Annotated in this window: 18 protein-coding genes and 1 pseudogene; 5 read left to right on the top strand and 14 right to left on the bottom strand. The window is 69.8% G+C overall.

Annotated elements, in window-relative coordinates; genetic code table 11:
- Positions 1–5 precede the first annotated feature (5 nt).
- Positions 6–2,603: a rifamycin-inactivating phosphotransferase gene (rph, locus tag ACIQRL_RS31580; protein ID WP_401337922.1), complete on the bottom strand. Its 2,598-nt coding sequence runs from the start codon at positions 2,601–2,603 to the stop codon at positions 6–8.
- Positions 2,604–2,985: 382 nt separating this feature from the next.
- Between rph and ACIQRL_RS31575 the strand changes: the two genes are divergently transcribed.
- Both ACIQRL_RS31575 and ACIQRL_RS31570 read left to right on the top strand, forming a co-directional pair.
- The gene (locus ACIQRL_RS31575; protein ID WP_401337920.1) at positions 2,986–3,405 is read left to right on the top strand and encodes a hypothetical protein; all 420 of its coding nucleotides are present in this window, start codon (positions 2,986–2,988) and stop codon (positions 3,403–3,405) included.
- Positions 3,406–3,888: 483 nt separating this feature from the next.
- Positions 3,889–4,644, top strand: a complete 756-nt coding sequence (locus tag ACIQRL_RS31570) for a tetratricopeptide repeat protein (protein WP_401337918.1) — start codon at positions 3,889–3,891, stop codon at positions 4,642–4,644.
- A 19-nt stretch (positions 4,645–4,663) separates the two neighbouring features.
- On the opposite strand, the gene ACIQRL_RS31565 is transcribed toward ACIQRL_RS31570, so the two are convergent.
- Complete coding sequence (locus ACIQRL_RS31565; RefSeq protein ID WP_401337916.1) at positions 4,664–5,665, bottom strand: hypothetical protein; 1,002 nt, start codon at positions 5,663–5,665, stop codon at positions 4,664–4,666.
- A 211-nt stretch (positions 5,666–5,876) separates the two neighbouring features.
- On the opposite strand from ACIQRL_RS31565, the gene ACIQRL_RS31560 reads away from it, so the two are divergent.
- Positions 5,877–6,227, top strand: a complete 351-nt coding sequence (locus tag ACIQRL_RS31560) for a PRC-barrel domain-containing protein (protein ID WP_401337914.1) — start codon at positions 5,877–5,879, stop codon at positions 6,225–6,227.
- A gap of 156 nt (positions 6,228–6,383) precedes the next feature.
- On the opposite strand, the gene ACIQRL_RS31555 is transcribed toward ACIQRL_RS31560, so the two are convergent.
- On the bottom strand, positions 6,384–7,208 hold the full coding sequence (locus ACIQRL_RS31555) for an SDR family oxidoreductase (RefSeq protein ID WP_401337912.1): 825 nt from the start codon (positions 7,206–7,208) through the stop codon (positions 6,384–6,386).
- A gap of 213 nt (positions 7,209–7,421) precedes the next feature.
- A complete protein-coding gene (locus tag ACIQRL_RS31550) occupies positions 7,422–8,693 on the bottom strand; it encodes a phosphatase PAP2 family protein (protein WP_401338226.1) in 1,272 nt (423 codons plus the stop codon).
- Between the two features lie 376 nt (positions 8,694–9,069).
- Here ACIQRL_RS31550 and ACIQRL_RS31545 point away from each other — a divergent pair, with 376 nt between their 5' ends.
- Positions 9,070–9,870 (top strand): class I SAM-dependent methyltransferase, encoded by an 801-nt coding sequence (locus ACIQRL_RS31545; RefSeq protein WP_401337910.1) that lies wholly within the window; start codon positions 9,070–9,072, stop codon positions 9,868–9,870.
- 43 nt (positions 9,871–9,913) lie between these two features.
- Here ACIQRL_RS31545 and ACIQRL_RS31540 read toward each other — a convergent pair.
- The 4 genes and pseudogenes from ACIQRL_RS31540 to ACIQRL_RS31525 form a co-directional block, all read right to left on the bottom strand.
- Positions 9,914–10,168: pseudogene (locus ACIQRL_RS31540) on the bottom strand (DUF6745 domain-containing protein); the annotation flags it as partial.
- A gap of 63 nt (positions 10,169–10,231) precedes the next feature.
- A complete protein-coding gene (locus ACIQRL_RS31535; RefSeq protein WP_401337908.1) occupies positions 10,232–11,065 on the bottom strand; it encodes a spermidine synthase in 834 nt (277 codons plus the stop codon).
- 336 nt (positions 11,066–11,401) lie between these two features.
- Complete coding sequence (locus tag ACIQRL_RS31530; protein ID WP_401337906.1) at positions 11,402–12,058, bottom strand: hypothetical protein; 657 nt, start codon at positions 12,056–12,058, stop codon at positions 11,402–11,404.
- A 340-nt stretch (positions 12,059–12,398) separates the two neighbouring features.
- Positions 12,399–13,538: a hypothetical protein gene (locus ACIQRL_RS31525; RefSeq protein WP_401337904.1), complete on the bottom strand. Its 1,140-nt coding sequence runs from the start codon at positions 13,536–13,538 to the stop codon at positions 12,399–12,401.
- 290 nt (positions 13,539–13,828) lie between these two features.
- Between ACIQRL_RS31525 and ACIQRL_RS31520 the strand changes: the two genes are divergently transcribed.
- A complete protein-coding gene (locus ACIQRL_RS31520) occupies positions 13,829–14,494 on the top strand; it encodes a tetratricopeptide repeat protein (RefSeq protein WP_401337902.1) in 666 nt (221 codons plus the stop codon).
- 149 nt (positions 14,495–14,643) lie between these two features.
- Here ACIQRL_RS31520 and ACIQRL_RS31515 read toward each other — a convergent pair whose 3' ends face one another.
- From ACIQRL_RS31515 to ACIQRL_RS31490, 6 genes are all read right to left on the bottom strand, one after another.
- On the bottom strand, positions 14,644–15,645 hold the full coding sequence (locus ACIQRL_RS31515; RefSeq protein ID WP_401337900.1) for a patatin-like phospholipase family protein: 1,002 nt from the start codon (positions 15,643–15,645) through the stop codon (positions 14,644–14,646).
- A 476-nt stretch (positions 15,646–16,121) separates the two neighbouring features.
- Positions 16,122–16,724 (bottom strand): TetR/AcrR family transcriptional regulator, encoded by a 603-nt coding sequence (locus tag ACIQRL_RS31510; RefSeq protein ID WP_401337898.1) that lies wholly within the window; start codon positions 16,722–16,724, stop codon positions 16,122–16,124.
- A 148-nt stretch (positions 16,725–16,872) separates the two neighbouring features.
- Positions 16,873–17,208 (bottom strand): SAM-dependent methyltransferase, encoded by a 336-nt coding sequence (locus ACIQRL_RS31505; protein WP_401337896.1) that lies wholly within the window; start codon positions 17,206–17,208, stop codon positions 16,873–16,875.
- 29 nt (positions 17,209–17,237) lie between these two features.
- Positions 17,238–17,468 (bottom strand): DUF397 domain-containing protein, encoded by a 231-nt coding sequence (locus ACIQRL_RS31500; protein ID WP_401337894.1) that lies wholly within the window; start codon positions 17,466–17,468, stop codon positions 17,238–17,240.
- 644 nt (positions 17,469–18,112) lie between these two features.
- Positions 18,113–19,129 (bottom strand): ACP S-malonyltransferase, encoded by a 1,017-nt coding sequence (locus ACIQRL_RS31495; RefSeq protein ID WP_401337892.1) that lies wholly within the window; start codon positions 19,127–19,129, stop codon positions 18,113–18,115.
- Between the two features lie 154 nt (positions 19,130–19,283).
- On the bottom strand, positions 19,284–19,997 hold the full coding sequence (locus ACIQRL_RS31490) for an alpha/beta hydrolase (protein ID WP_401338224.1): 714 nt from the start codon (positions 19,995–19,997) through the stop codon (positions 19,284–19,286).
- Positions 19,998–20,000: the final 3 nt, after the last annotated feature.

Here is a 20,000-nt window from a genome sequence, read left to right as displayed (position 1 = left end):
GTCGGTCAGGGCAGGATCTCGACGTACCCGTCGGTTCCGTGCAAGCGGATCCGCTGCCCGTCCCTGATCAGCCGGGTGGCCCGCTCCACGCCCACGACGGCCGGAAGGCCGTACTCCCGGGCGATCACCGCGCCATGGGTCATCTGGCCTCCCACCTCCGTGACCAGGCCCGCGATGCCGACGAACAACGGCGACCAGCTCGGGTCCGTGAAAGGGGTGACGAGGATGTCGCCCGCTTCGAGATCGGCATCGGCCATGTCAAGGATGACGCGGGCCCTCCCCTCGATGGTCCCGGCGGAGACCGGCAGGCCGATCAGGGCACCGGCCGGTACATCGTCGCGCCGGTACGCCCCGGTGACGGCCTCACCGTCCGATGTGAGCACCCGGGGCGGGGTGAGCGCGTGGTAGGACCGGAACGCGTCCTTGCGCCGCTGGATGATCCGGTCGTCCGCCTGGTGCGAGCGCACGACGTCATGGAGTTCCTGGAACGTGAGGTAGAAGATGTCCTCCTTCTCGGGCAGCACGCCGGCCTGCACCAGGCGCTCGGCCTCCTCCAGCAGGGCCTGCTTGTAGACGAAGGAGCGGCTGACGATGCCGTACTTCGGGTACTCCCGGTACCCGATGAAGGTTCTGACCCGGTCGATCATCCGCTGGGCCTCGTCGGCCTTCCGGTCCCCGTCCGGCAGGGCCCGAAGGCGTGACAGCACGTCCTGTTCCTTCTTGAGCGCCTTCTGCCGCCCTTGCTCGAAGCGCCGCTCGGCGGCGCCCGGCTCGAAGTTCCTGACGTTGTCGAGGATCACGGGCACGAGCGTGCTGGGGCGCTCGCGCCAACGTGGCCGCGTGATGTCGATCTCTCCGACACAGCGCATGCCGTACCGGTCGAGATAGGCCTCGATGGCGTCGCGCGCCTCGGTCCCGCCCGCGAGCTTCGCCAGCTCGTCCAGGAAGCCCTCGTCCTCGACGCCCCGCAGGAACTCCACCACCTCCGGCTGCGGGCGGATCACGTCCGCGACGTCGAGCAGCGCCAGTCCCATCTGGGACGTGACGTTGTCGGGGGCGGACAGCGTCAGGGTGTCCGCCGCGTTCTTTTCGCCCAGCCACTCCCACAGCTTGTCGTTGAGCCACCACGTGGCCTCCATCCCCGCCATGATCGCCTGAATGTTCAGCGGATCAGCGAGGACGCGTTTGTGTTCCTCGAAGGCCTCCAGCAGGAAGTCGAACAGCGCCGGTCCGCTCTTCGTCCGGATGTCGCGCTCCAGGGCGGCGATGGACACCCGGCTGCGCTCGATCAGCTCGGCGACGACGGCCGGATCGGTCGCGATCGGGGCGGGCGCACCCCTGGCCGGCGGCCGGCCGGGAGCGGCGTCCGGGAGCGACGGGACGAAATCGTCGCGATCGAGGACGGTCTCCAGCGCGTCCCTGATCAGCGGATCGCCCCTTCCCATGACTTCGAGGAGGGCGGCGCGACTCGCGGGCGAGGCCAGCCGCCGGGCGACGTCGACGAACAGCCTCCCGCCGGCCGCGTGCATCGGCACCATGGCGGTGAGCTGCCACATGGAGAGTCCCAGGGGCCTCATGGGGTCGGTCATCATCTGCTGGTGGCCGACGGAGACGTAGACGTGGTTCTCCTGGTCGTCGGCCTCGGGGACGGGGAACAGCGTCGTGATCGGCCGGCTCTGAACGATCTCGAAGCCATCATCGGCCAGGCACCATTCGATGTCCTGCGGGCGGCCGAAGTGTGCCTCGATCCGCCGCCCGAGCCGCGCGAGCCGCACGACCTGCGCATCCGTCAGCGCCGGCTCCTCCTGCCGCCGTGAGTCGATCCCCACTTCTCGCGTACCGCCGCCCGGCAGAGCGTGAACGGCACGCTGTTTGGCGGCGATCGCCTTGGCGACCACCGCGCCGTCCCGCACCTTGAAGACGTCCGGGTTCACCAGGCCGGAGACCATGGCCTCGCCGAGGCCGAAGCCCGCGTCCACGGTGGCGACCTTCCGGTTGCCCGTGACGGGGTCGGCCGTGAAGAGGATGCCGGCCGCCTGCGGGAAGACTATCCGCTGCACGACCACGGCCATGTGGACCGTACGGTGGTCGATGCCGTTCCGCTGACGGTAGGTCACGGCCCGTTCGGTGAAGAGCGAGGCCCAGCACCGGCTGACATGCTGAAGGATCGCCGCCGACCCCACGACGTTCAGGTACGTGTCCTGCTGCCCCGCGAAGGAGGCCGTCGGCAGGTCCTCCGCGGTCGCGCTGGACCGGACGGCCCAGGCGGCTCCCTCGCCGAACCGGGCGAGCGCGCGGGTGATCTCCGCCTCCAGATCGCCCGGGACGGCGACTCCTTCGATGCTCCGGCGAATCCGCGCGCCGAGCGTGCGGATCGCCTCCCGGTCGTCCGGGTTCAGGCGCGACAACTCATCGAGCCGATCGTCGATCGCCGGCGCTTCCGCCATGATCCGCCGGAAGGCGTCCGTCGTCACACAGAAGCCACCCGGCACGCGGATGCCCTCGATCCGCGACAGCTCGCCCAGGTGCGCGCCCTTGCCGCCGACGACCGCGACCTGCGTCGCGTCGACCTCCTGAAGATCCAGCACGTACTGCTCCATCATGGCGATACCTCCGAGGCAGCCGTGTTCCCGCGTACTGGGGTGGCCGATCGCATCACCGGCGCCTCCAACTCTGTCGGACCTCTTGTCGAGCACGTCCTCATCCCTGCTTGTGTTCCCTCTGACGGGTCGGTCGGCCGCTCCGCCGGCCGGGCGGCGCGCACCGCCCACGCCCCCCACGCCCCCACGCATCCGCGCAGGTTGTGGCATCGGCCGACGATTCTGCGCCGTGACCCGGGCCTTGCGGCAAGCCCCCCGGTGCGCTATACGTTGAGAGCGGCGAGGAGAGAGTTCTCCTCGCCTTCGCCTTGTACGGCCACGGGTGCGGATACGGGTACGGGTAATTGGCCCGGGTCGTTGGTCCCTGCGTTGCTAGCGTGATGGCATGGGACGTCGTCGATATCGGCATCTGATCATTGGCCCCGAGCGCTACCGCTGGTGGGTCAGCCATCAGCATGTGCCGGATCCGGAGCCCGGCAGTGTGGCCGGATACTCATGCCGAGAAGTCCTCACTTTCGCGCGCGAGGGCTCGCCCGGTGTCATCCGCGTCGTCTTCGCTTCCGGTCCCGATCGCGTGGTGGGCGGCGGTGGTTGGGGTGCTCACGAGGGAGGCGTCAGCCGGATCGGGGGCGGATACCTCAATCTCCACAGGCCGGCGACCGTGAGGGCGGTCATCGATGAGGTCTTGGCCGACGGGCGGCCCTTCGCGCACGACACCCATGTTGATGGGTGGCTGTTCTTCGAGGCCGCGCTCATTCGTCTGCCTCCGGAACGGCAGGAAGCGTCACACACTTCATCCGGGTAAGGCTGTCCATGTGTCCGCACAGGTTGACTACTCCCTGTACGGACAGGCGAGTTGAGCGCGACGGCGACCTTCGGAACCGGCGCGCGTCTTCAGCCAGCCGCGGTTCGGGCCGAAAAGCGTGTGCCCCTTGCGGATGGATGCGGTGATCAGCGGCGTCGAGGCGACGGGGTGTAGCGGCGGAGTGCCGGAAAGCTGCTGGCCCGAGAGGATGCCCGGGCTGACCTGGCGGGCATCGTGGCAGTGGCCCCCGCGACGATCGGCGCCCGTCGCCCGACCGGTGCGGCCACTCGAAACGGGCCACGGTGGCGATCCACTTCACAGGACAACCGGGCATCCCGACGACCAGGCTTACGATTGTTTCGACGGACAAGCCATACCATCCGTAAGGGCCCCGACGCACCGGGACGACGTACGGGAACGACTGGCTTGCCCCTCACCGCCGATCCGGCCCTCCTGACGAGGCAGTGGCGCGATGAGCCGCACATGCCCGCCGAGGCAGGCCAAGACGCGAAAGGCAGCGACGTGGTGCAGTGGCAGGGGACCAACTTCACCGTGGACGGACACGAGCCGACCAGTGCCGACGAGTACTACCGGATCGGCCTGCACTGCTGGAACAGCGCGCAGCACCCAGGTGCCGACGTCCACTTCCTGGAAGCCGCGGCGGCCACCGGACACAGTGCCGCGATCGAGCTTCTGGGGCACATCGACTACGTGCAGGGCCGATACGCGAGCGCTGTGCCGAGGCTGCGGCGCAGCAGCGGTTCGCCGCGAGCGGCCTACTACCTCGCGGCCCTCTACCACCAGGGCTGTCCCCAGGCGGGCATCGTCCAGTCGTTGGACGAGGCGGGCCGCTGGTACCACGCCTCGGCCGAACTGGGCGAGCCGGAAGCGATGCTCGCCCTGGGCGACCTGTACCTGGAGCGGTTGCTGCCTCTCCGCCGGACCCCCGCCGAACATGCCCTGGAGCAATTCCTCGCCGCCGCCGCACGCAGCCATCCCTACGCCCAGTACCGTGCCGCGGAGGTCTACCGCACGCTCTACCAGGACGCCGAGCGGGCCGCCGTGATGTATCAGTCCTGCGTGGACAACCCGATGACCGGACGGCACGCACTGGGGTCGATGATGATGCTTCAGAGTCAGGCGCACCTGCGGGAGATATCAGCCCTGCGGACAGCGCGCCTGCAGCAGCAGCGGCGTGACACGGTCAACCCCGCGCAGCGCCGGGACAACTTCTACTGAGTCCCGCCGCTCGATCCGGTCAGCCGCACGCCAGGACCCACAGGAAGACGGCCACCGCCCGCATCAGGTGTTCCGTCTCCTCCGTCTGGACCAGCAGCGCGCCCGGCACATGGGTACGTTCCCAGGAATCCCGGTCCGCGGGCTCGTGCGGCTCCGCAGCCCACAGCCACCTGATCTCCTCGGTGCCGGCCCGCAGCCTGGCGCACGCGTCGCTCGTGGCGCCAAGGACCTGGGCCAGCGGGCCGGCGCCGCCCCGCCCGTCGCTCGGCAGCGTGTCGGCGGCGACGGCCAACTCGGTGGCCGTATCCGCCAGGCGCGATGCCCGCTCCAGCCAACTCGACGCCGGGCGCCCGAACGCGGAAGGCGTGTCGGCCGGTGGTTCGCAGTCCCGGCTGATCCGTGCGCCGACAGACCGTTCCCGGTCGGTCGGATGCCAAGTCCCCCGCTCCCGCAGATCGTCCGCCCGCCCGATGGCCTGCCGGGCCACGGTAAGGGCGGCCGGCCAGTCGCCGAGCTCCCGGTCGGGCGTCGCCCGCAGTTCCCGGACGCGGTAGCCGAGCGTCAATCGCACCTCGGTCGGGCGCGGACTCGCAGGATCGGGCTCGACATGGGCCTGCAGTACGTGCCTGATTCCGGCCACCGACTCCGCGCTGCCGACTCCGATCCCGGCCTTGCGGGCGGCATCGGGCATGGGACCCGTGTCCAGCGGGTCGGCGCCTTCGACGCAATAGCGCAGGACATCGTCCAGGGCTACCTCGTCGACGAGGATCCCGGCCTCGTACGCGGCCCTCCACAGCAACAGACCCACCGTGCTGTGCCTGGCGCTCCCCCACGGCCACTTCACCCGCGGGCCGGGGTCCGCGGGGAACCGCCGGGGCACGGGCATGCCGAAGCCGGGATCCCGTTCTTCGTGCCAGGCGACCAACAGGCGTGCCTGGTGGCAGGCCCGCTCCCACGCCCCGCAGCCGTAGGCGACCTGGTGCCCCGACTCCCACCCGTCCATGTCGACGTCCCCGTTCACGGGGCGAACCGTACCCGGCCCCGACCGGCGCACGCCCTCTCGCGCACAACGGCGCATACGGATTTCGCATTTCCTCAGTGTGCGTGAGTGACACCGACATACGGGGGCGAAGCATCCGATGTTCCGCGAAAGCCTCATCTAATCTGGATGACACCTGTGCGACTCCCCAGTCCGCTGCGGACGAGCGAGGAATTCGACGAGGGAGCCATTCATGAGTGACAACATCTGGGGCTACCACCCGGCCGCCGGGCACATCGTGGGCACCGATCTGATCGGGTACAAGGTCCAGGCCACCGACGGCGCCATCGGGAAGGTCGACAAGCATGCGGACGACGTCGGCTCCTCGTACCTCGTCGTCGACCTCGGTGTGTGGATCTTCGGCAGGCACGTCATGCTGCCCGCCGGCACCGTGAAGAGGGTCGACCGGGACGAGCGGAAGATCTACGTGGCGCTCACCCAGGAACAGATCAGGGAATCGCCCCCGTTCGACCGGGCCAAGCACGTCGGCGACGCCGACTACCACCAGCAGGTCGGCGGCTATTACCAGAGCCACCGCGCCTGACCTTCCGGCGACCGGCCTTCCCGCGCCTGCCCGCCCCCGGCGAGGGGCCGAAGACGCGGGACCGGAGGAGAGGGGGCAACCGGAGGCACTCCGGTTGCCCCCTCTCTCGGCTCGGACGGGGTCTGGGCCCGTGCTCCGCGTCGAGTCGGACGCTGCTCAGCCCTGGGCCAGTTCCGCCACCGGCTGCCACTTCTCCCATGACGCCAGACGCTGCTCGTAGTCGGCCTTGGCGATACCCAGCGGCGCCGAACCGAAGAAGCAGCGCAGCGGCGGCTCTTCGGCGTCCACGATCTCCAGCACCGCGGCCGCGGACGCGCTCGGGTCGCCGGGGGTGCCGACACGCTTGCTTCGCTGTTCCTGTACTTCCTTGTGGAAATCGGCGTACGCCGGCAACGGCTGCGACGTACTCGACGAGGAACCGGCCCAGTCGGTGGCGAATCCGCCGGGCTCGATCAGTGTGACCTTGATACCGAACGGGGCGACTTCCTGAGCCAGCGCCTGGCTCATTCCCTCGAGTGCCCATTTCGACGCGTGGTAGATGCCCACCAGCGGGAAAGCGCTGATCCCGCCGATGGAGGAAACCTGCAGAATGTGGCCGCTGCCCTGTTCGCGCAGGAACGGCAGGGCCGCCTGGGTGACCCACAGCGCCCCGAACAGGTTGGTCTCCAGCTGGGCGCGAGCCTCCGCCTCGGTGATTTCCTCGACCATCCCGAAGTGGCCGTAGCCGGCGTTGTTGACCACCACGTCGAGCCGCCCGAACCGCTCGTGCGCCAGCCGTACGGCGGCGAAGTCGGCATCGCGGTCCGTGACGTCGAGTTGGAGGGGCAGCAGCCGCTCTCCGTAGGTCTCGCGAAGATCGCCCAACGTGGACAGGTCGCGCGCCGTCGCGGCCACCGAGTCGCCGCGTTCCAGTGCGGCGATCGCCCACTCCCGCCCGAAGCCGCGTGAGGCGCCGGTGATGAACCAGATCTTCTGTGTCATGGAGTGCCTCTCATGAAACCCGTCGTCCGCTCGGTCACCACGTGACATCGCGGTGCCTTTCCCCCACCCAACACCTTTGAGTGGGCTCCAAGGCAACTCCGGATGTCCCCGGCGCGGCCCGACTCCGGGCCTACAGCGCCCCCCGCGCCCGGGCCCGGAAGACCTCCGCGGCCGGGTCCAGGGCTTGCGTGGAGGGCTGTGGGCGCACAGGTGTCACGCCCGTACGAGTTGCGGTTCCGGTTGCTGAGCCGGTTCGGCCCGCGGACTCCACAGCTTGTCGGTCCGTACGTAGCCGTAGACCACCGAGGACATCGCCAGCAGGAGGCCGGGGCCGAACGCCCAGGGATGTCTGGCCATCTCCAGCGGCAGATAGCGATACGACACCAAGAGCACGACGAACACCGCCCCGCCGTAGCTGACCAGCCGGATTCCCGCCCGGTCCCATCCTCGGTCGAGCGAGCGCATCGCCGCCTCGACCGTGAGCGCGAACACCACGCCGGCGACGAGATCCGCGCCGTAGTGGTAACCGAATCCCAGCGTTGCCGTGAGTGTCCCGACCAGCCAGAACGTCCCCGCGTAGCGAAGAATCCGTGAGGCCTCACGCGAATGGATGAAGAGCGTGGTGGCCCAGGCCGTGTGCAGGCTGGGCATGCAGTTGCGAGGGGTGATCTCGTCGAACAAGATCTTGTGCGGGGCACCGATCGGCGGCGCCGTGTGCGGCCACAGGTTGGCCGCCGCCCACTGCCCGCCGTCGGCCCCGTAGGCGAAGACCGGCCCGGCCACCGGGAAGATCATGTAGATGGCCGGCCCGAGCAGGCCGATGACCAGAAAGGTGCGCACCAGATGATGGCCCGGGAATCGACGCTCGACCGCCACGTTCCGCAGCTGGTACAGCGCGAAGACGGCCGCTGCCAGCGGGAGCTGACCGTAGACGAGGTGGAGGACATGGGTGCCGACCGGGCCGGTGGCCGCGACGATCCGGCCCGCCACCCATGACGGGTTGCCCAGCGCGTGATCGGCTGTCGCCACGTACGGGTCGAGGACGGCCGGGCGGGTCTTCGATGTGATGAGAAGCCAGGTGTCGCCCGTCTTGTGCCCGGCCACCAGGAGCAGGCCCAGCCCGACACCCTTCAGCAGCAGGACCCGTTCACGACCGGTGCGCCGCGTGACGGCGATGAACGCGTAGCCGAGAATCACCCAGAGCGCACCGTTGCCGAAACTCATCCTGGCGTCGAGCACCCACCGCGCCAGCAGGAAGACGACGTCGATGCCGAGCGCGGCAGCCACCGCGATGAACCGTTCCCGCCAGGTGAGCACCACCATCATCAGCGCCAGACCGGCGTACAACAGGGGTCCGGACGCGGGGGCGAGTACCACCTCCCGCACCTGGTTGGTGATCGGTCCCGGCAGGCCGTAGTGACGCGCGACGATCTCCATCGTGACCAGGAATCCGAAGGTCACCACGCCCGCCGCGGCCCACAGCATCGCCCGCGGTCGGTGTCGCACAAGGAACGCAATTCTGTTGTTTATTCGCGAAAACACTCGCGATGCTATAGATATCAACTATTTGCCGATGTGTTAGATGTTGGTCAAATGGCTCACCCTTCGCGCTAGACGGCGTGTTCTTCTAGTGAAGGACGGACGATCAGGGCAATCGTCGTGAGTTCGATCATGCTATGAGCGTTACAGGCGGGTTTCAAGGGTCACAGGTGGTGCAAAGGTGAACCTATCCTGTGATCATCGATCTGCCGTGCGGCCCGAAAGCTGTCACCCTGGGTTCAGCCGATCTTCAATGCTCAGGAGTTTCCATGGCGCGGACGGTCAGAACGGGTACGGGCGGACCGCGTCCGGAGTGCCGGCCATGACGGGCCCTCCAGCGTCCGGCGGCCACTACGGACAGGACCTGTTCGAGCCGGAACACCCCCAGGAAGCCGAGCGCATCGACGCGGCGGCACTGGTCTACGACCCGGTCACCACGGGTCGTCTGCGCGCTCTGGGCACAGGGCCGGGCAGCCGCTGCCTGGAAGTGGGAGCAGGAACCGGGACCGTGGTCCGCTGGCTGCTGGAGGAGGCGGGCGCGGCCGAGGTGGTCGCGCTGGACCGGGACACCGGGGGCCTGGTCGGCCTCGCGGATCCACGGCTGCGGGTGGTCACCGCCGACCTGCGGGACGAGAGCCTGGACCTCGGCGGCTTCGACCTCATCCACGCCAGGTTCGTTCTCATGCACCTCCCCGAACGCCGTCAGCTCGTCTCACATCTCGCACCATGGCTGAACCCGGGCGGCCGGCTGGTACTCGGTGATGCCCTGGAGGTGCCGAACCCCCTGGACACCGCATCGGCCTACCGGCGGACCATGGATGCCATGTGGCAGGCGCTGCGGTCCACCATCGGCACCGACACGTCGGACGTGCCGGCGTATCCGCACTGGATGAGGGAGGAAGGTCTCCAGGAGGTCGCCGGTGAGCTGTTCTGCCCACCGCTCGTCGCGGGCGGCCCCCTGGCTCGCTTCTGGTCCGAGACGTGGAACCGGATGCGGCCGGCCCTGGAGGAAACCGGGCGCGTGGACTCCGCCGCCATCGACGACGCACTCGCCTACCTGGCCTCACCCCGGCTCGCCGAACTCGGACCCGGCCTGATGATGGCCTGGGGGCGGCGACCCTGAACCCTCGACACCGGCAGGCGTCACCGCAGGCCGTCCGTCGTCCTCACGTCTGCCGCGACGGCTCGTACGTCTCGGCGGCGAGGCCGAACGTCCACGCCACTCCCTCACGGGCCGTGCGGGTCGTCGGCGGGACACGCAGCCAGTACGTTCGGCTCGTGCCGTCGGGCTCCGGTGTGGAGTTGACGACCTCCACCATCACCACGTCCTCGTCTCCGGCCCGTTCGACCCGCCACAGCACCCCCGCCTCGTCGCGGTGGACGGGGACCGCCCCCGACTCGTCCAGGTACCGCGCGGTCCCTCGCTTCGTCCGCTCCTGAGAGCCGAACAACGCTGGGATGCTGTGCCGCGTTTCGTCGTTCACTCAATGACGGGGCTGGGAGGCGCCATCGCGCTTTCGGGCGACGTAGACGGTGTTGGCCGCGGTCCCGCCTTGGAGCGGGTTGTCGAAATTCACCACATGCGCGGCCGTCTCGGCGAAGACCTCCGCGAGGACCGAGCCGAACTCCTTGTCCGGCGGATCGTTCGACCACAGCGCGAACACACCGTCGGGATAAAGCAGTTCGGCCAGAGCCGTCAGGCCGGCCCTGGTGTAAAGAACGGCATGGTCGGGGTGCAGCACATGACGCGGCGAGTGGTCGACGTCCAGCAGGATCGCGTGGAAACGGCGGCCAGGAGCTTCGGGGTCCAGACCGTGCGGGGCCGTACCGGCGCCGTCGGCAGCCTTGTCCCCCGCCGGCCTCGGCTGCTCCGCTCCCGCGTCATCGGCAGACTCCGTTCCGCCCGCCGCGCTCCCAGCGGTCATCGCGAAGAAGTCCCCGAGTACCAGGCGGCATCGGGGGTCCGATGCCAGTCCCGCGCCCAGCGGCACGAGCCCGCGCCGATGCCAGTCGATCACTTCGGCCAGGGTGTCGACGACGATGAGCGAGCGCACGCGCGGATCGTCCAGCGCGGTCCTGGCCGTATATCCGAGGCCGAGTCCACCCACAACGACGTCGAGCGGGCCCTCGGACAGCTCCGCCAGGCCGAGTCGGGCCAGCTCGACCTCGCCCGTGGTGAAGAGACTGGACATCAGGTACTCGTCACCGAGCTTCACCTCGTAGACGTCCTCGCCCGACAGCGGATCTCGCCGACGACGCAGGCTGATCTCGCCCATGGCCGTCGGCCGCCAGTCGATCTCCTCGAAACGTGCGCTCATCCGATGCCCTTCTCCCCAGCCTCGTCCCACCACCGCGGGCCGAGGGACAGCCACCAGCGCCGACTGCCACGGCCGGACGGAGGTGCCGCACAAAGGGGCACCGCACCGTCCGGCTCGGGCCCGATGCTTGGGAGGATCTTCACACGGAGCGCTGCTGACGATGCGGTCAAACGGCCGTACGGCACCGGATCGAGTCGTCCGCCCGCTCCGGCGTCACGCGACGCGCATCGCACGTCGCACCAGATCCGACGGCGCCAACGCCTCAGGGCGTAGCGACGTAACGACAACGCCCCTGGGCTACGGAGGGGCGGTCACGCGTCCCTGAGCGCTACCGCGTCAGGAGCGCGGGGCGGCCTCGGTGATGTCCTGGCGCATATGGCCCATGAGTTCGCCCATCTCGCGGACGTCGTCGCTCGGGTTGTCGGCGTTCCGCGCCGCACCGCGCAGCCAGTCGGCGGTCGCGAGGGCGAGGGCGGTGGCGTCGTCCTCGCGGTTGTCACCGAGCAGCTCCTCGATCCGGAAGGCGAGACTGCCCAGGGTTTCGTCGTTGGTCTCCGGCGTCAGGTAACCGCGCAGGCCGACGGGGTACGGGTCCTCGGCTCTGGCGTGCCGCACAGCGGCAAGGACCGCGGGGTCGTCGCTGTACTGGTCGAGATGGCCCAGGAGGACGTAGATCCTCGCGATCAGTCGAGGACGCCCGGGGTGGCGGTCCAGCCAGGCCATCAACTCCTGCTGGCCACCGAGGTGGTCGACGACCGGAGTCAGCGCCTCCACCGACTTCGTGGGGAGATCCCAGTGGTGGGGAAGGAGTTGGGCCACTTCGTCGGCGAGCCGCGCCTCGTCCTCGGTGCTGAGCGTTCCGGCGATGAACCCGCTGACCTTCAGACTGTCCAGGGCGAACCCGCCGGGCCCTGCCTGCCCGGCGCGGCTCGAGGCGCCGTGCCTTCGGCGCAGCAGTTCACCGACGCTCTTGAGGAGCGGCTTGTCGTGCACGAAACCTCCTGATGAACGCGCTCAAGGACCCCTTGTCCGGGACAGGAACGCCGGACGACATCGCGGTCCGGAGGGCGACTCCCGTCGGTGCTCTCCGACATCGGCATCACTACCCTGCGGCGCGGCCGCGCCGTCCGCGCGTCCGGTGAGCCGGACGAGTGCGGCTGCCGGCCGCGGAACGAGGCATCCTTCCTCAGACGCGGGAGCCCGACGGCACCGGCTGGGAACGCGTCCACGAACCGGTCGGCCCGACGTGGTCCGGTGCAGGCTCGCAACAGCAGCCATGTCGGCTTGTGGCCGTAGCCGCCGCACGCCGACCCTGTGGCGCGCAACCCGTTCCTCATTGAGGAAGCTCGCCCGGCTCACGGCCCCCGGTCAGTCGCAGTGTCGCAAGAGCCGCTGTCCCCGCCACGCTGCCGAAGGTGAGCGCAGCCGGGATGCCCTCACCGAGCCTGGAGAAAAGGTGCACAGGCCCCCATACGGCGACGTCGCTGCTCACCGCCGTGTACAGGACTTGGCTCACCAGCAGTCCCCCTACGGTCGCGCAGACCGCGCCCACCGCCATCGCCGGCACCGTGGTCCGGGTGAGCAGGCCGGGTAGCAGCCGCAGCGCCCACCACACCGCGACCAGCATGACCACGTCCACGGCTCGGTACAGCAGCCAGTCGCCCAGCGGTGTGCCCGCCGGGCCCGACCAACCACCGAGCAACAGCCACTCGCGCAGCAGGTCACCCGGCTCCGACAGCAGGCCTCCACCGCCGAACGCCGTCTGGATCCAGGCCGCCACCGATTCGTACGACAGGATCACCAGGGACAGCGCGATCACCGCGGTCCCGGCGCTCGCGGCCAGGCGGGCGGCGCGCGGCGACACACTCTGGCGAGGCAGGGGATCCTCGCCCTTGGCGGTGACCCGCGCGACGAGCACCGTCAGCAGTGCGGTCAACAGCGCCGCGAGCACCACGATCGGCCCGCTCGACGCGATCACGAACGCCAACTGCGGCAGGACCCGGTAGCTGCCGTGCCCCCCGGACGCGATCAGCCACGGCGCGGACACGGTGACGGCCAGCGTTCCGGCCACCGGACCCCAGGCCCACAGCGCGAGCACGGTCGCCGGCGTACGGCCCTGCGTCGGCGGAATCCTGCGGATCAAGAACAGTGCACCGGCCAGGTAGAACACGAAGACCGCAACGAATCTGATCTGCATCGCGGTGCTGTACAGACCCGCGTACTGGGTGCCTCCGCTCAGGGCCGATTCCCCGCCCGTGCCGGCGCCCGCGGGCGCGTCGGCCAGCGCCCCCGCCGGGGGATCGTACGACCAGGGGGCGAGCCACCGCCGGAGTTCGCTCACGGACTGGGCGTCGAACACGCTTGTGGCACCGCGCAGTTGCAGTGCCTGTGCGCTCGCCCCCGCCCACCACAGCAACATCGTGATCAGCAGGCCGCCGACCAGTGCCGGTATCGCCGCGCGCCGATAGGTCATGTGTGCCGTCCCCCGTCTTGGCCCTGCGTCCGTGTGTCCCGACCACCGAAAGCGTAGGGGGTGATGATCACTTGCGGCAGCTATCCGGCCGCTCGGCGGCCTGTTCCCCGGAGCGACCCCATGTCTCTCCCGGCCGGCTACCGCGACGCCATCGACTCCCGGCTCCCCGGCATTCCCGGCCACGCCATCCCGCCCGCTCGGCGAAGAACGAACCGGAGCCAGCCGACGCGACCACTCCGCAATCCCGGATGTTGCACAACTACTTGAAGGTAACCTCACCTGCGGGAGCCATGGTGAACCGGGAGGTCGTGGGGATGCGGGAGCAAGGCCGAGTCGAACGGGCGCGGGAACTCTACGAGTTGGCGATGTTCGGCGGAGACACATCCGCTCTGGACGCCGCCGATCAGGAGCTGGACGCCGTCGAGGCTTCGGTCTCGTTGGAACGCGGAAAAGTGCTGCACGTACGCTTCCTCAACGATCGTCGTGAGGACCCGCAGGAACTGCTTTTGTTCGAGCGTGCGGCCGAGTTGCACCACCGCCTCAACGATGCGAGCGGTGAAGCCGACGCGCTGTTCTGGATCGGCTGCTGGCACCAGGTGGTACGTGACGACGGTGCCACCAGCGGACCGTACTTCGAAAGGTCGTATGCGCTGGCGCAGTCCGTCGGTGACCGGAAGACCATGTCGTACGCGGTACGCCATCTCGGCTTTGCCGAGCAGGAGGCGGGGCGGCTCGACCGAGCCCACACGCTGCTGGCCGAATCGGTGACCCTGCGACGCGAGATCGGGTTCATGGCCGGGGTGGCGGCGGGCTTGGTGGCGCTTGGTCACCTGTCAGCCGAGACCGGCGACCGCGAGGCGGCCATCGGGTACCTCGACGAGGCGCAGACCACCGCCGAACAGTGCGACGCCGAGGCCGTGTTGGGATGGGTTGAACGGGCGCGCACTGAAATCTGACCCGAGTACCGCCGCAGGGCCGTGCCCCGTGCCGTGCCGTGCCGCGAGGGCATGCCCGCGGCCACGTCCTGCCGCTGTTGGGCGTCCAGGTAATCACTCCTGACGACCAGCGCGTCGAATCAGCCAAAGGGTGGCGGTCCGCGCATCGGTCAGTGGCCGCCGGGCGTTCGGGTGCCGTACAGATGCCTGTAGGTGTCGTGTACGGCGGTGCGCCCGGCTTCCAGTGCGGTTTCGAGGAGATCGCCCTCGCGCGCCAGACGGCCGACCGGCGGCGAGTCGGGGGCCGGCCGGATGGAGACGATGGCCGAGTGGCCGGTCAGGCGGGCGTCGTCCTCGGCCAGGCGTGCTTCGCGGTCGAGGAACACCTGGCGCAGAGCCATGGGTTCCCGGCGCAGCACCGTCTTCGCGATGAGCGGGGCGGACCGCGACGGCCGCGCGACATCGATCGCACGCCGGGAGCGCAGCACCATGACATGGGTCGCGCCCTGAGCCAGCGCGGTTCGGTACGGCACGGATTCGGAGACGCCCGCGTCGTAGAACCGGCGCCCGCGCACCATCACCGGGTCGCCCGCCAGGAGCGGCAGGGCGGCGCTGGCCCGCAGCGCCAGGCGCAACTCCGCGGCGTCGGCTATGAAGGGCCGCAGGTCGGTGGATTCCCCGGTCTCGGCGTCGGTGGCCAGCGGGTGGTACTCGACATCGCTGGCGAGGATCGAGTCGAAGTCCATCGGCGCGCAGTCCTGGTCGCCGTAGCGGTAGAGCACCTCGTAGAAGGCGTGCAGATCCACGAGCGGTCGCCCGCGCAGCGGGTTCGAGCGCCGGATCAGCGTTCTGGCGTACTTGGGGACCGCCCAGAAGCGCAGCGACTGCGGGCTCGTGCTCAGCAGCCACGCGCCGGAGGCTGCGCCGGCGGAAGCGCCGTAGACGGCGTCGAAGCTGTTGGTCAGTCCGAGCTCGTGCAACGCCAGGGCCATCCCGCCCGCGATGATGCCGCGCATCCCGCCGCCCTCGATGGCCAGCGCGACACGGTGCCCGTCGGCGCGTGCGCCGGGGCGGCTGCCGGCCCGCGCGCGCTCGGTGAGCACGCGCCAGACCGGGTGCGGCTGCTCGGGCTCGGGCGTCGGGGCAGGGGTTGTGGCGGGCGTGGTCGTCATCGTGGTCAGGGCTCCAGGAGACTGCTCGGCGGGGGAAAATCTGCGCGCAGGGTTTGAGGGCGGCGCGACACGTGCGCGCTCAACCGCGGATCATCACTCGGCTGCCATACGGCGGGGCCCACCTGGCGTGCGGGCGACGGCTTCCTCGGCCGAGCGCCACATCGTGCGGCGCCGCCTTCGACCTGGATGGGGACCCGCCGTCCGGGCGGCGATCACCGGGCTCGTGGTCCTGCCGTACGGCAGAAGCCCCACAGGGTCCGCCGCGAGCGACGGGACGTTCACGACTGCGGAGATCGTGGTGCTGAACGAGTACGGCCAGCATCGCCCCGCCGCCCTTCGATCTCCGTCATCCGCGATCACAGTCCGACGACCACTTTACCAGCGTCCAGCCCCTCACTAGCCAGCGGCTAGCGAATAGGCAACCCTGTCGTGAAAGGTACTGAACGGGCACAAAGGGTGATATCGCAGGCGCCCACTCACGCCTCGTCGGCCTCGGCGTCGCTCGGGACGGCGAGAAGACCGCGGACGGTCAGCAGAAGGGTGGCCCTCAGATCGCCGTCCGAGAGGTCGGACAGTTCGCCGAGCCCTTCCAGCATCCACACGCACATCACGTAGGCCATGCGTTCCGCCGGCGTGGGCGAGTTACCGAACAGCACCCGCAGGACGCGGCGCCTTCGTCCGTCGTTTTCCGCGTAGATGCTGGCGGCCCGGATCTCGGGATCGTGCAGGAGCATGGTTCCGAGTTCGCGGTTGCGCACCAGGAAGTCGACCCAGCCGACCGCGTAGGCCTCCAGCTTCTCCTGGCGTGACGGCATGCCGGCCAACTCGTCCAGGAGCACCGTCATCTCCTCCACCGCCGGATCGAGCGAGGCCTGGAGGATCTGCGCCTTGGTTCGGAAGTGGTAGTACACCGCCGCCTTGGTGAGGCCCATCTCGTTCGCGATGGCCTGCAGCGAGGTCGCTTGGTAGCCGCGGCCGGCGAAGAGCCGCTGAGCCGTCTCGACGATCTGCTGCCGCGTCGCCGCGGCCTGGGCGGCTCGGCCCAGCACCGGGACGTCCGGCTCTCGCTCGCTGAGCACGCTCGCTCCCGTACGTGTCGTGGCTTCACGGGTCCCTGGTGACCCCACGCTGAACGCCCACTTTACCCGCACCGTCCGCTGACCGGCCACCGGCTGGTCAGCGGGGACGCCGGCCGTGCCGACGCGCCTCGTGGGTCCGACGCGACCTCTACGACTTCCGGGCGACGCCCACGTACAAGGGGATCTGTTCCCCCTGCGTGTCCCGGTTCCCGGTCTCGGGGTCCCAGCGCGCGGCGAGTTCGATGCCGGGGTCGAGAAGCTCAAGTCCGTCGAAGAACCTGGCGAATTCACCGCGTGATCGGACTCGTGTCGAGGTTCCGCCCTTGCGGTAGACCTCGACGACTCGCTCCCAGGCTTCGGGGTCGAAGTCCCCTGTCGCGTGGGACAGCGCCAAGTGGCTTCCGGGGGAAAGGGACTTGAGGAGTTCCGCCACGATGCCATGGGGGTTGTCCTCGTCCCCGACCAAGTGCAGGAGCGCCACCATTCGGAGGTGCCGGGCAAGGGACTTGGGCCTCAGGTGATGAGGAAGTCGGCCCGTCCCTCTTTGGCGGCGCCGACGAACTCGGCGATGACGGAGGAGGAACAGATGAGGGCAGGGCCGTCGGGGTCCGTCGACTGCCTGACGGCCACGACGCCGCCACCGAGTTTCTTCATTTCTACGCAGTCGCCGTCGGTGTCGGCGCTCCACGGCCTGCGCCACTCGTGGGGCCCCAGCTCCTCGGCGGCGTTCATGGCGTGCTTCATCGTTCTGTCTCCTTGCGGACGTCAGCCAGGAGGTCCCTGGCACGTCGTCTGGACATGGACTGGGCACTCATCCGGTCGAACACCTCGCGGTGCAGGGCGACTTCCTCGCCGTCCTGGCTACGACCGGGCGCCGCTGAGGCTGTCCGTACGCACGATGTCCGGGCGTACGGCGCCGAAGGCACAAGAGAGTGAAAGGGCCGAAGGCGCCCAGGGACGGCCGGGTTGAGACCTGGGGTGCGGCGTCGCGGATCAGTGTGGCCGAGTTCTCCGGATGACACGGCCGTCCGGGGACATCCTGAGCCAACAGGCCGTTCGCCCGCCCCAAATGCCGACGGCGTCTGCCCGGCACGATCTAAGGAACGGTCGGAGCAGACCGTGGTGTGCACACATCTCACGCCTCATCGACCCCCTGGACGCGGAGCAGTCTGCCATGCCCCTCCCCCTCACGGACAGACCTGGCGATCACCACAACGCACCGCGGCCGCGGCTCCTCCGTCGCGCGGACGAACGCCCGCCGACCGGTTGAAGACAACCGGCCGGCGGGCGAACGGGCAGGCCTCCCCGGCCGGCTCGGCCAGGACAGGCGGCCCATCGCGTCGATCAGGTTGGAGAGCTCTCGCACCCGACGAACCCGACGCCGCCCCTCATCGCGGCCACCAGTCGGCGACGAGGGCCTCCACCTGGGCCGGAGTAGCGACCGAGCGGACCGGGATCTCCTCGGGCAGGACTCTGCGGGCCAGGTTGGCGAGCGTGGAGCCGGGGCCGACTTCGACGAGGCGGAGCCTGCCCCGCACCACGGCGGTGAGGGAGCGCATGGAGCCCGCCCAGCGCACCGGCATGACGAGCTGGCGGAGCATCATCACACGCCATCGCTCGTGGTGGTGGAGATGGGCGCGGGCGTCGACGTTCGCGATCACCGGGCAGTGCGCGGGGTGAAGCGGAGTACGGGCGACGGCTTCTGCCAGACGCGGGGCGGCCGGAGCCATCAGAGGCGTGTGGAACGCTCCGCCGACCGGGATGCGGATCGCCCGTGCGCCGTCGCGTGCGACCGCTTCGGCCAGCGTCTCCACGGCGTCGACGGCACCGGAGATCACGACCTGTTCGGCGCCGTTGATGTTGGCGACCCACACCTGGGCCTGCCGCACGGCACGCATCCGGGCGGCGAGCCTCTGCGCTCTCGGCACGATGTCCGTTCCGACGAGGACCGCCATCGTGCCGGGCGTCAGCCGGTTCGCCTCCGCCATGGCCGCCCCGCGCTCGGCGACCAGCCGAGCGCCGTCCTCCGGCTCCAGGACCCCCGCGGCGGTGAGGGCGGCGTACTCGCCGAGGCTGTGCCCGGCGCACACTGCGGGCCGCAGGTCGTCCACGGCCGTGCGCAAGGCGTCGAGGACCACCATCTCGAAGGCGAAGGTGGCCAGTTGAGCGGTGTCGGTGCGGGTCAGCTGATCGGCTCCGGCGTGCAGCAACAGCCGGCCGATATCCCGTTCGCAGACCTCGGAGAGAGAGGTGACGACCTTCCAGTGCGGGGTGTCGCGCCAGGGCTCGCCCATCCCGGGCCGCTGGGCTCCCTGACCGGGGAAGAGCAGACCGACGCCGAAGGGCACGCCCTCCGGGCGGCGATTCGTCCTCAGGGGTGACACCTGTGACATGGGTGCGGACAACGTTCCCATCCTTCCCGGTACGGGTGCGGGTACAGGTGCGGCCTCGGGCCCCCTGTCGTCCCGGACCTCGGCCGAGCCCCGGGTTTCCGGAACCGGGAGAGGGATACCGGCTCCGGAAACCCGGGCAGGGCGGGGCGCATGCCGGGTTCCCCGGTCAGTGCGCCCGTGCTGCCGGTCCTGGCCCGGGGACCTGCGGCACGTGGACGTCCAGGACGTCACTGAGGTAGGCGGGCAGCGACGCTCGCACTCCGGCGAACGGCTCGTGTCCGCCGGGATAGCGCTGCCAAGTCACCGGGTGTCCCCAACCGGTGAGCAGGTCCCTCAGTCCGGCACCACTGCGTTCGGGGACGACCCAGTCCCGTGCCCCATGGCCGATCCACACCGGCAGGCCGCTGTTGGCGGACGACGGCCGGCCGGCCGGGAGCAGTGCGGGCAGGTCGGGAGGCATGAAGGGCGCGTAGAGGGCCACACCCGCCAGCCGTTCGGTGTATGTCAGTGCCAGGGTCAAGGCGACCGTGGCGCCCTGGGAGAAGCCCGCCAGCACGATCCGTCCCGCGCCGATCCGGAGCGCCTCCTCCTCCAGCAGCGTCGAGAGCGGCCGATGCACCGCCAGGAGGCCGTCGACGTCGATCCGGTCGATCGCGAGGAGGTTCTGCGGGAACCAGCACGGCACCGACAGACCGCTCAGCAGGCTCGGGGCCGCGACGGGCGCACGCGGGAACACCCCGCGCACCCCCGCCTCGGCCAGTCGGAACCGCTGGGTGACGGCCATCAGATCGCCCGGTGCCTGACCGATGCCGTGCAGCCACACGACGGTGCCACGGTGCGGTCCGGCGGGATCGGTCGTCTCGTGTTCCAGCCGGTCCATCGC

This window comes from Streptomyces sp. NPDC091209, from assembly GCF_044757755.1.
Taxonomy (GTDB): domain Bacteria; phylum Actinomycetota; class Actinomycetes; order Streptomycetales; family Streptomycetaceae; genus Streptomyces.
The sequence above is the reverse complement of the archived record's forward strand: the minus strand, read 5'-3'. Positions and strand labels throughout refer to the sequence as shown.

Bases quoted from the DNA above. Each gene is read 5' to 3' on its own strand.
- rph (WP_401337922.1), bottom strand. From the start codon at position 2,603: ATGATGGAGCAGTACGTGCTGGATCTTCAGGAGGTCGACGCGACGCAG.
- ACIQRL_RS31575 (WP_401337920.1), top strand. From the start codon at position 2,986: ATGGGACGTCGTCGATATCGGCATCTGATCATTGGCCCCGAGCGCTAC.
- ACIQRL_RS31570 (WP_401337918.1), top strand. From the start codon at position 3,889: ATGCCCGCCGAGGCAGGCCAAGACGCGAAAGGCAGCGACGTGGTGCAG.
- ACIQRL_RS31560 (WP_401337914.1), top strand. From the start codon at position 5,877: ATGAGTGACAACATCTGGGGCTACCACCCGGCCGCCGGGCACATCGTG.
- ACIQRL_RS31555 (WP_401337912.1), bottom strand. From the start codon at position 7,208: ATGACACAGAAGATCTGGTTCATCACCGGCGCCTCACGCGGCTTCGGG.
- ACIQRL_RS31550 (WP_401338226.1), bottom strand. From the start codon at position 8,693: ATGCTGTGGGCCGCGGCGGGCGTGGTGACCTTCGGATTCCTGGTCACG.
- ACIQRL_RS31545 (WP_401337910.1), top strand. From the start codon at position 9,070: ATGACGGGCCCTCCAGCGTCCGGCGGCCACTACGGACAGGACCTGTTC.
- ACIQRL_RS31535 (WP_401337908.1), bottom strand. From the start codon at position 11,065: ATGAGCGCACGTTTCGAGGAGATCGACTGGCGGCCGACGGCCATGGGC.
- ACIQRL_RS31525 (WP_401337904.1), bottom strand. From the start codon at position 13,538: ATGACCTATCGGCGCGCGGCGATACCGGCACTGGTCGGCGGCCTGCTG.
- ACIQRL_RS31520 (WP_401337902.1), top strand. From the start codon at position 13,829: ATGGTGAACCGGGAGGTCGTGGGGATGCGGGAGCAAGGCCGAGTCGAA.
- ACIQRL_RS31515 (WP_401337900.1), bottom strand. From the start codon at position 15,645: ATGACGACCACGCCCGCCACAACCCCTGCCCCGACGCCCGAGCCCGAG.
- ACIQRL_RS31505 (WP_401337896.1), bottom strand. From the start codon at position 17,208: ATGGTGGCGCTCCTGCACTTGGTCGGGGACGAGGACAACCCCCATGGC.
- ACIQRL_RS31500 (WP_401337894.1), bottom strand. From the start codon at position 17,468: ATGAAGCACGCCATGAACGCCGCCGAGGAGCTGGGGCCCCACGAGTGG.
- ACIQRL_RS31490 (WP_401338224.1), bottom strand. From the start codon at position 19,997: ATGGACCGGCTGGAACACGAGACGACCGATCCCGCCGGACCGCACCGT.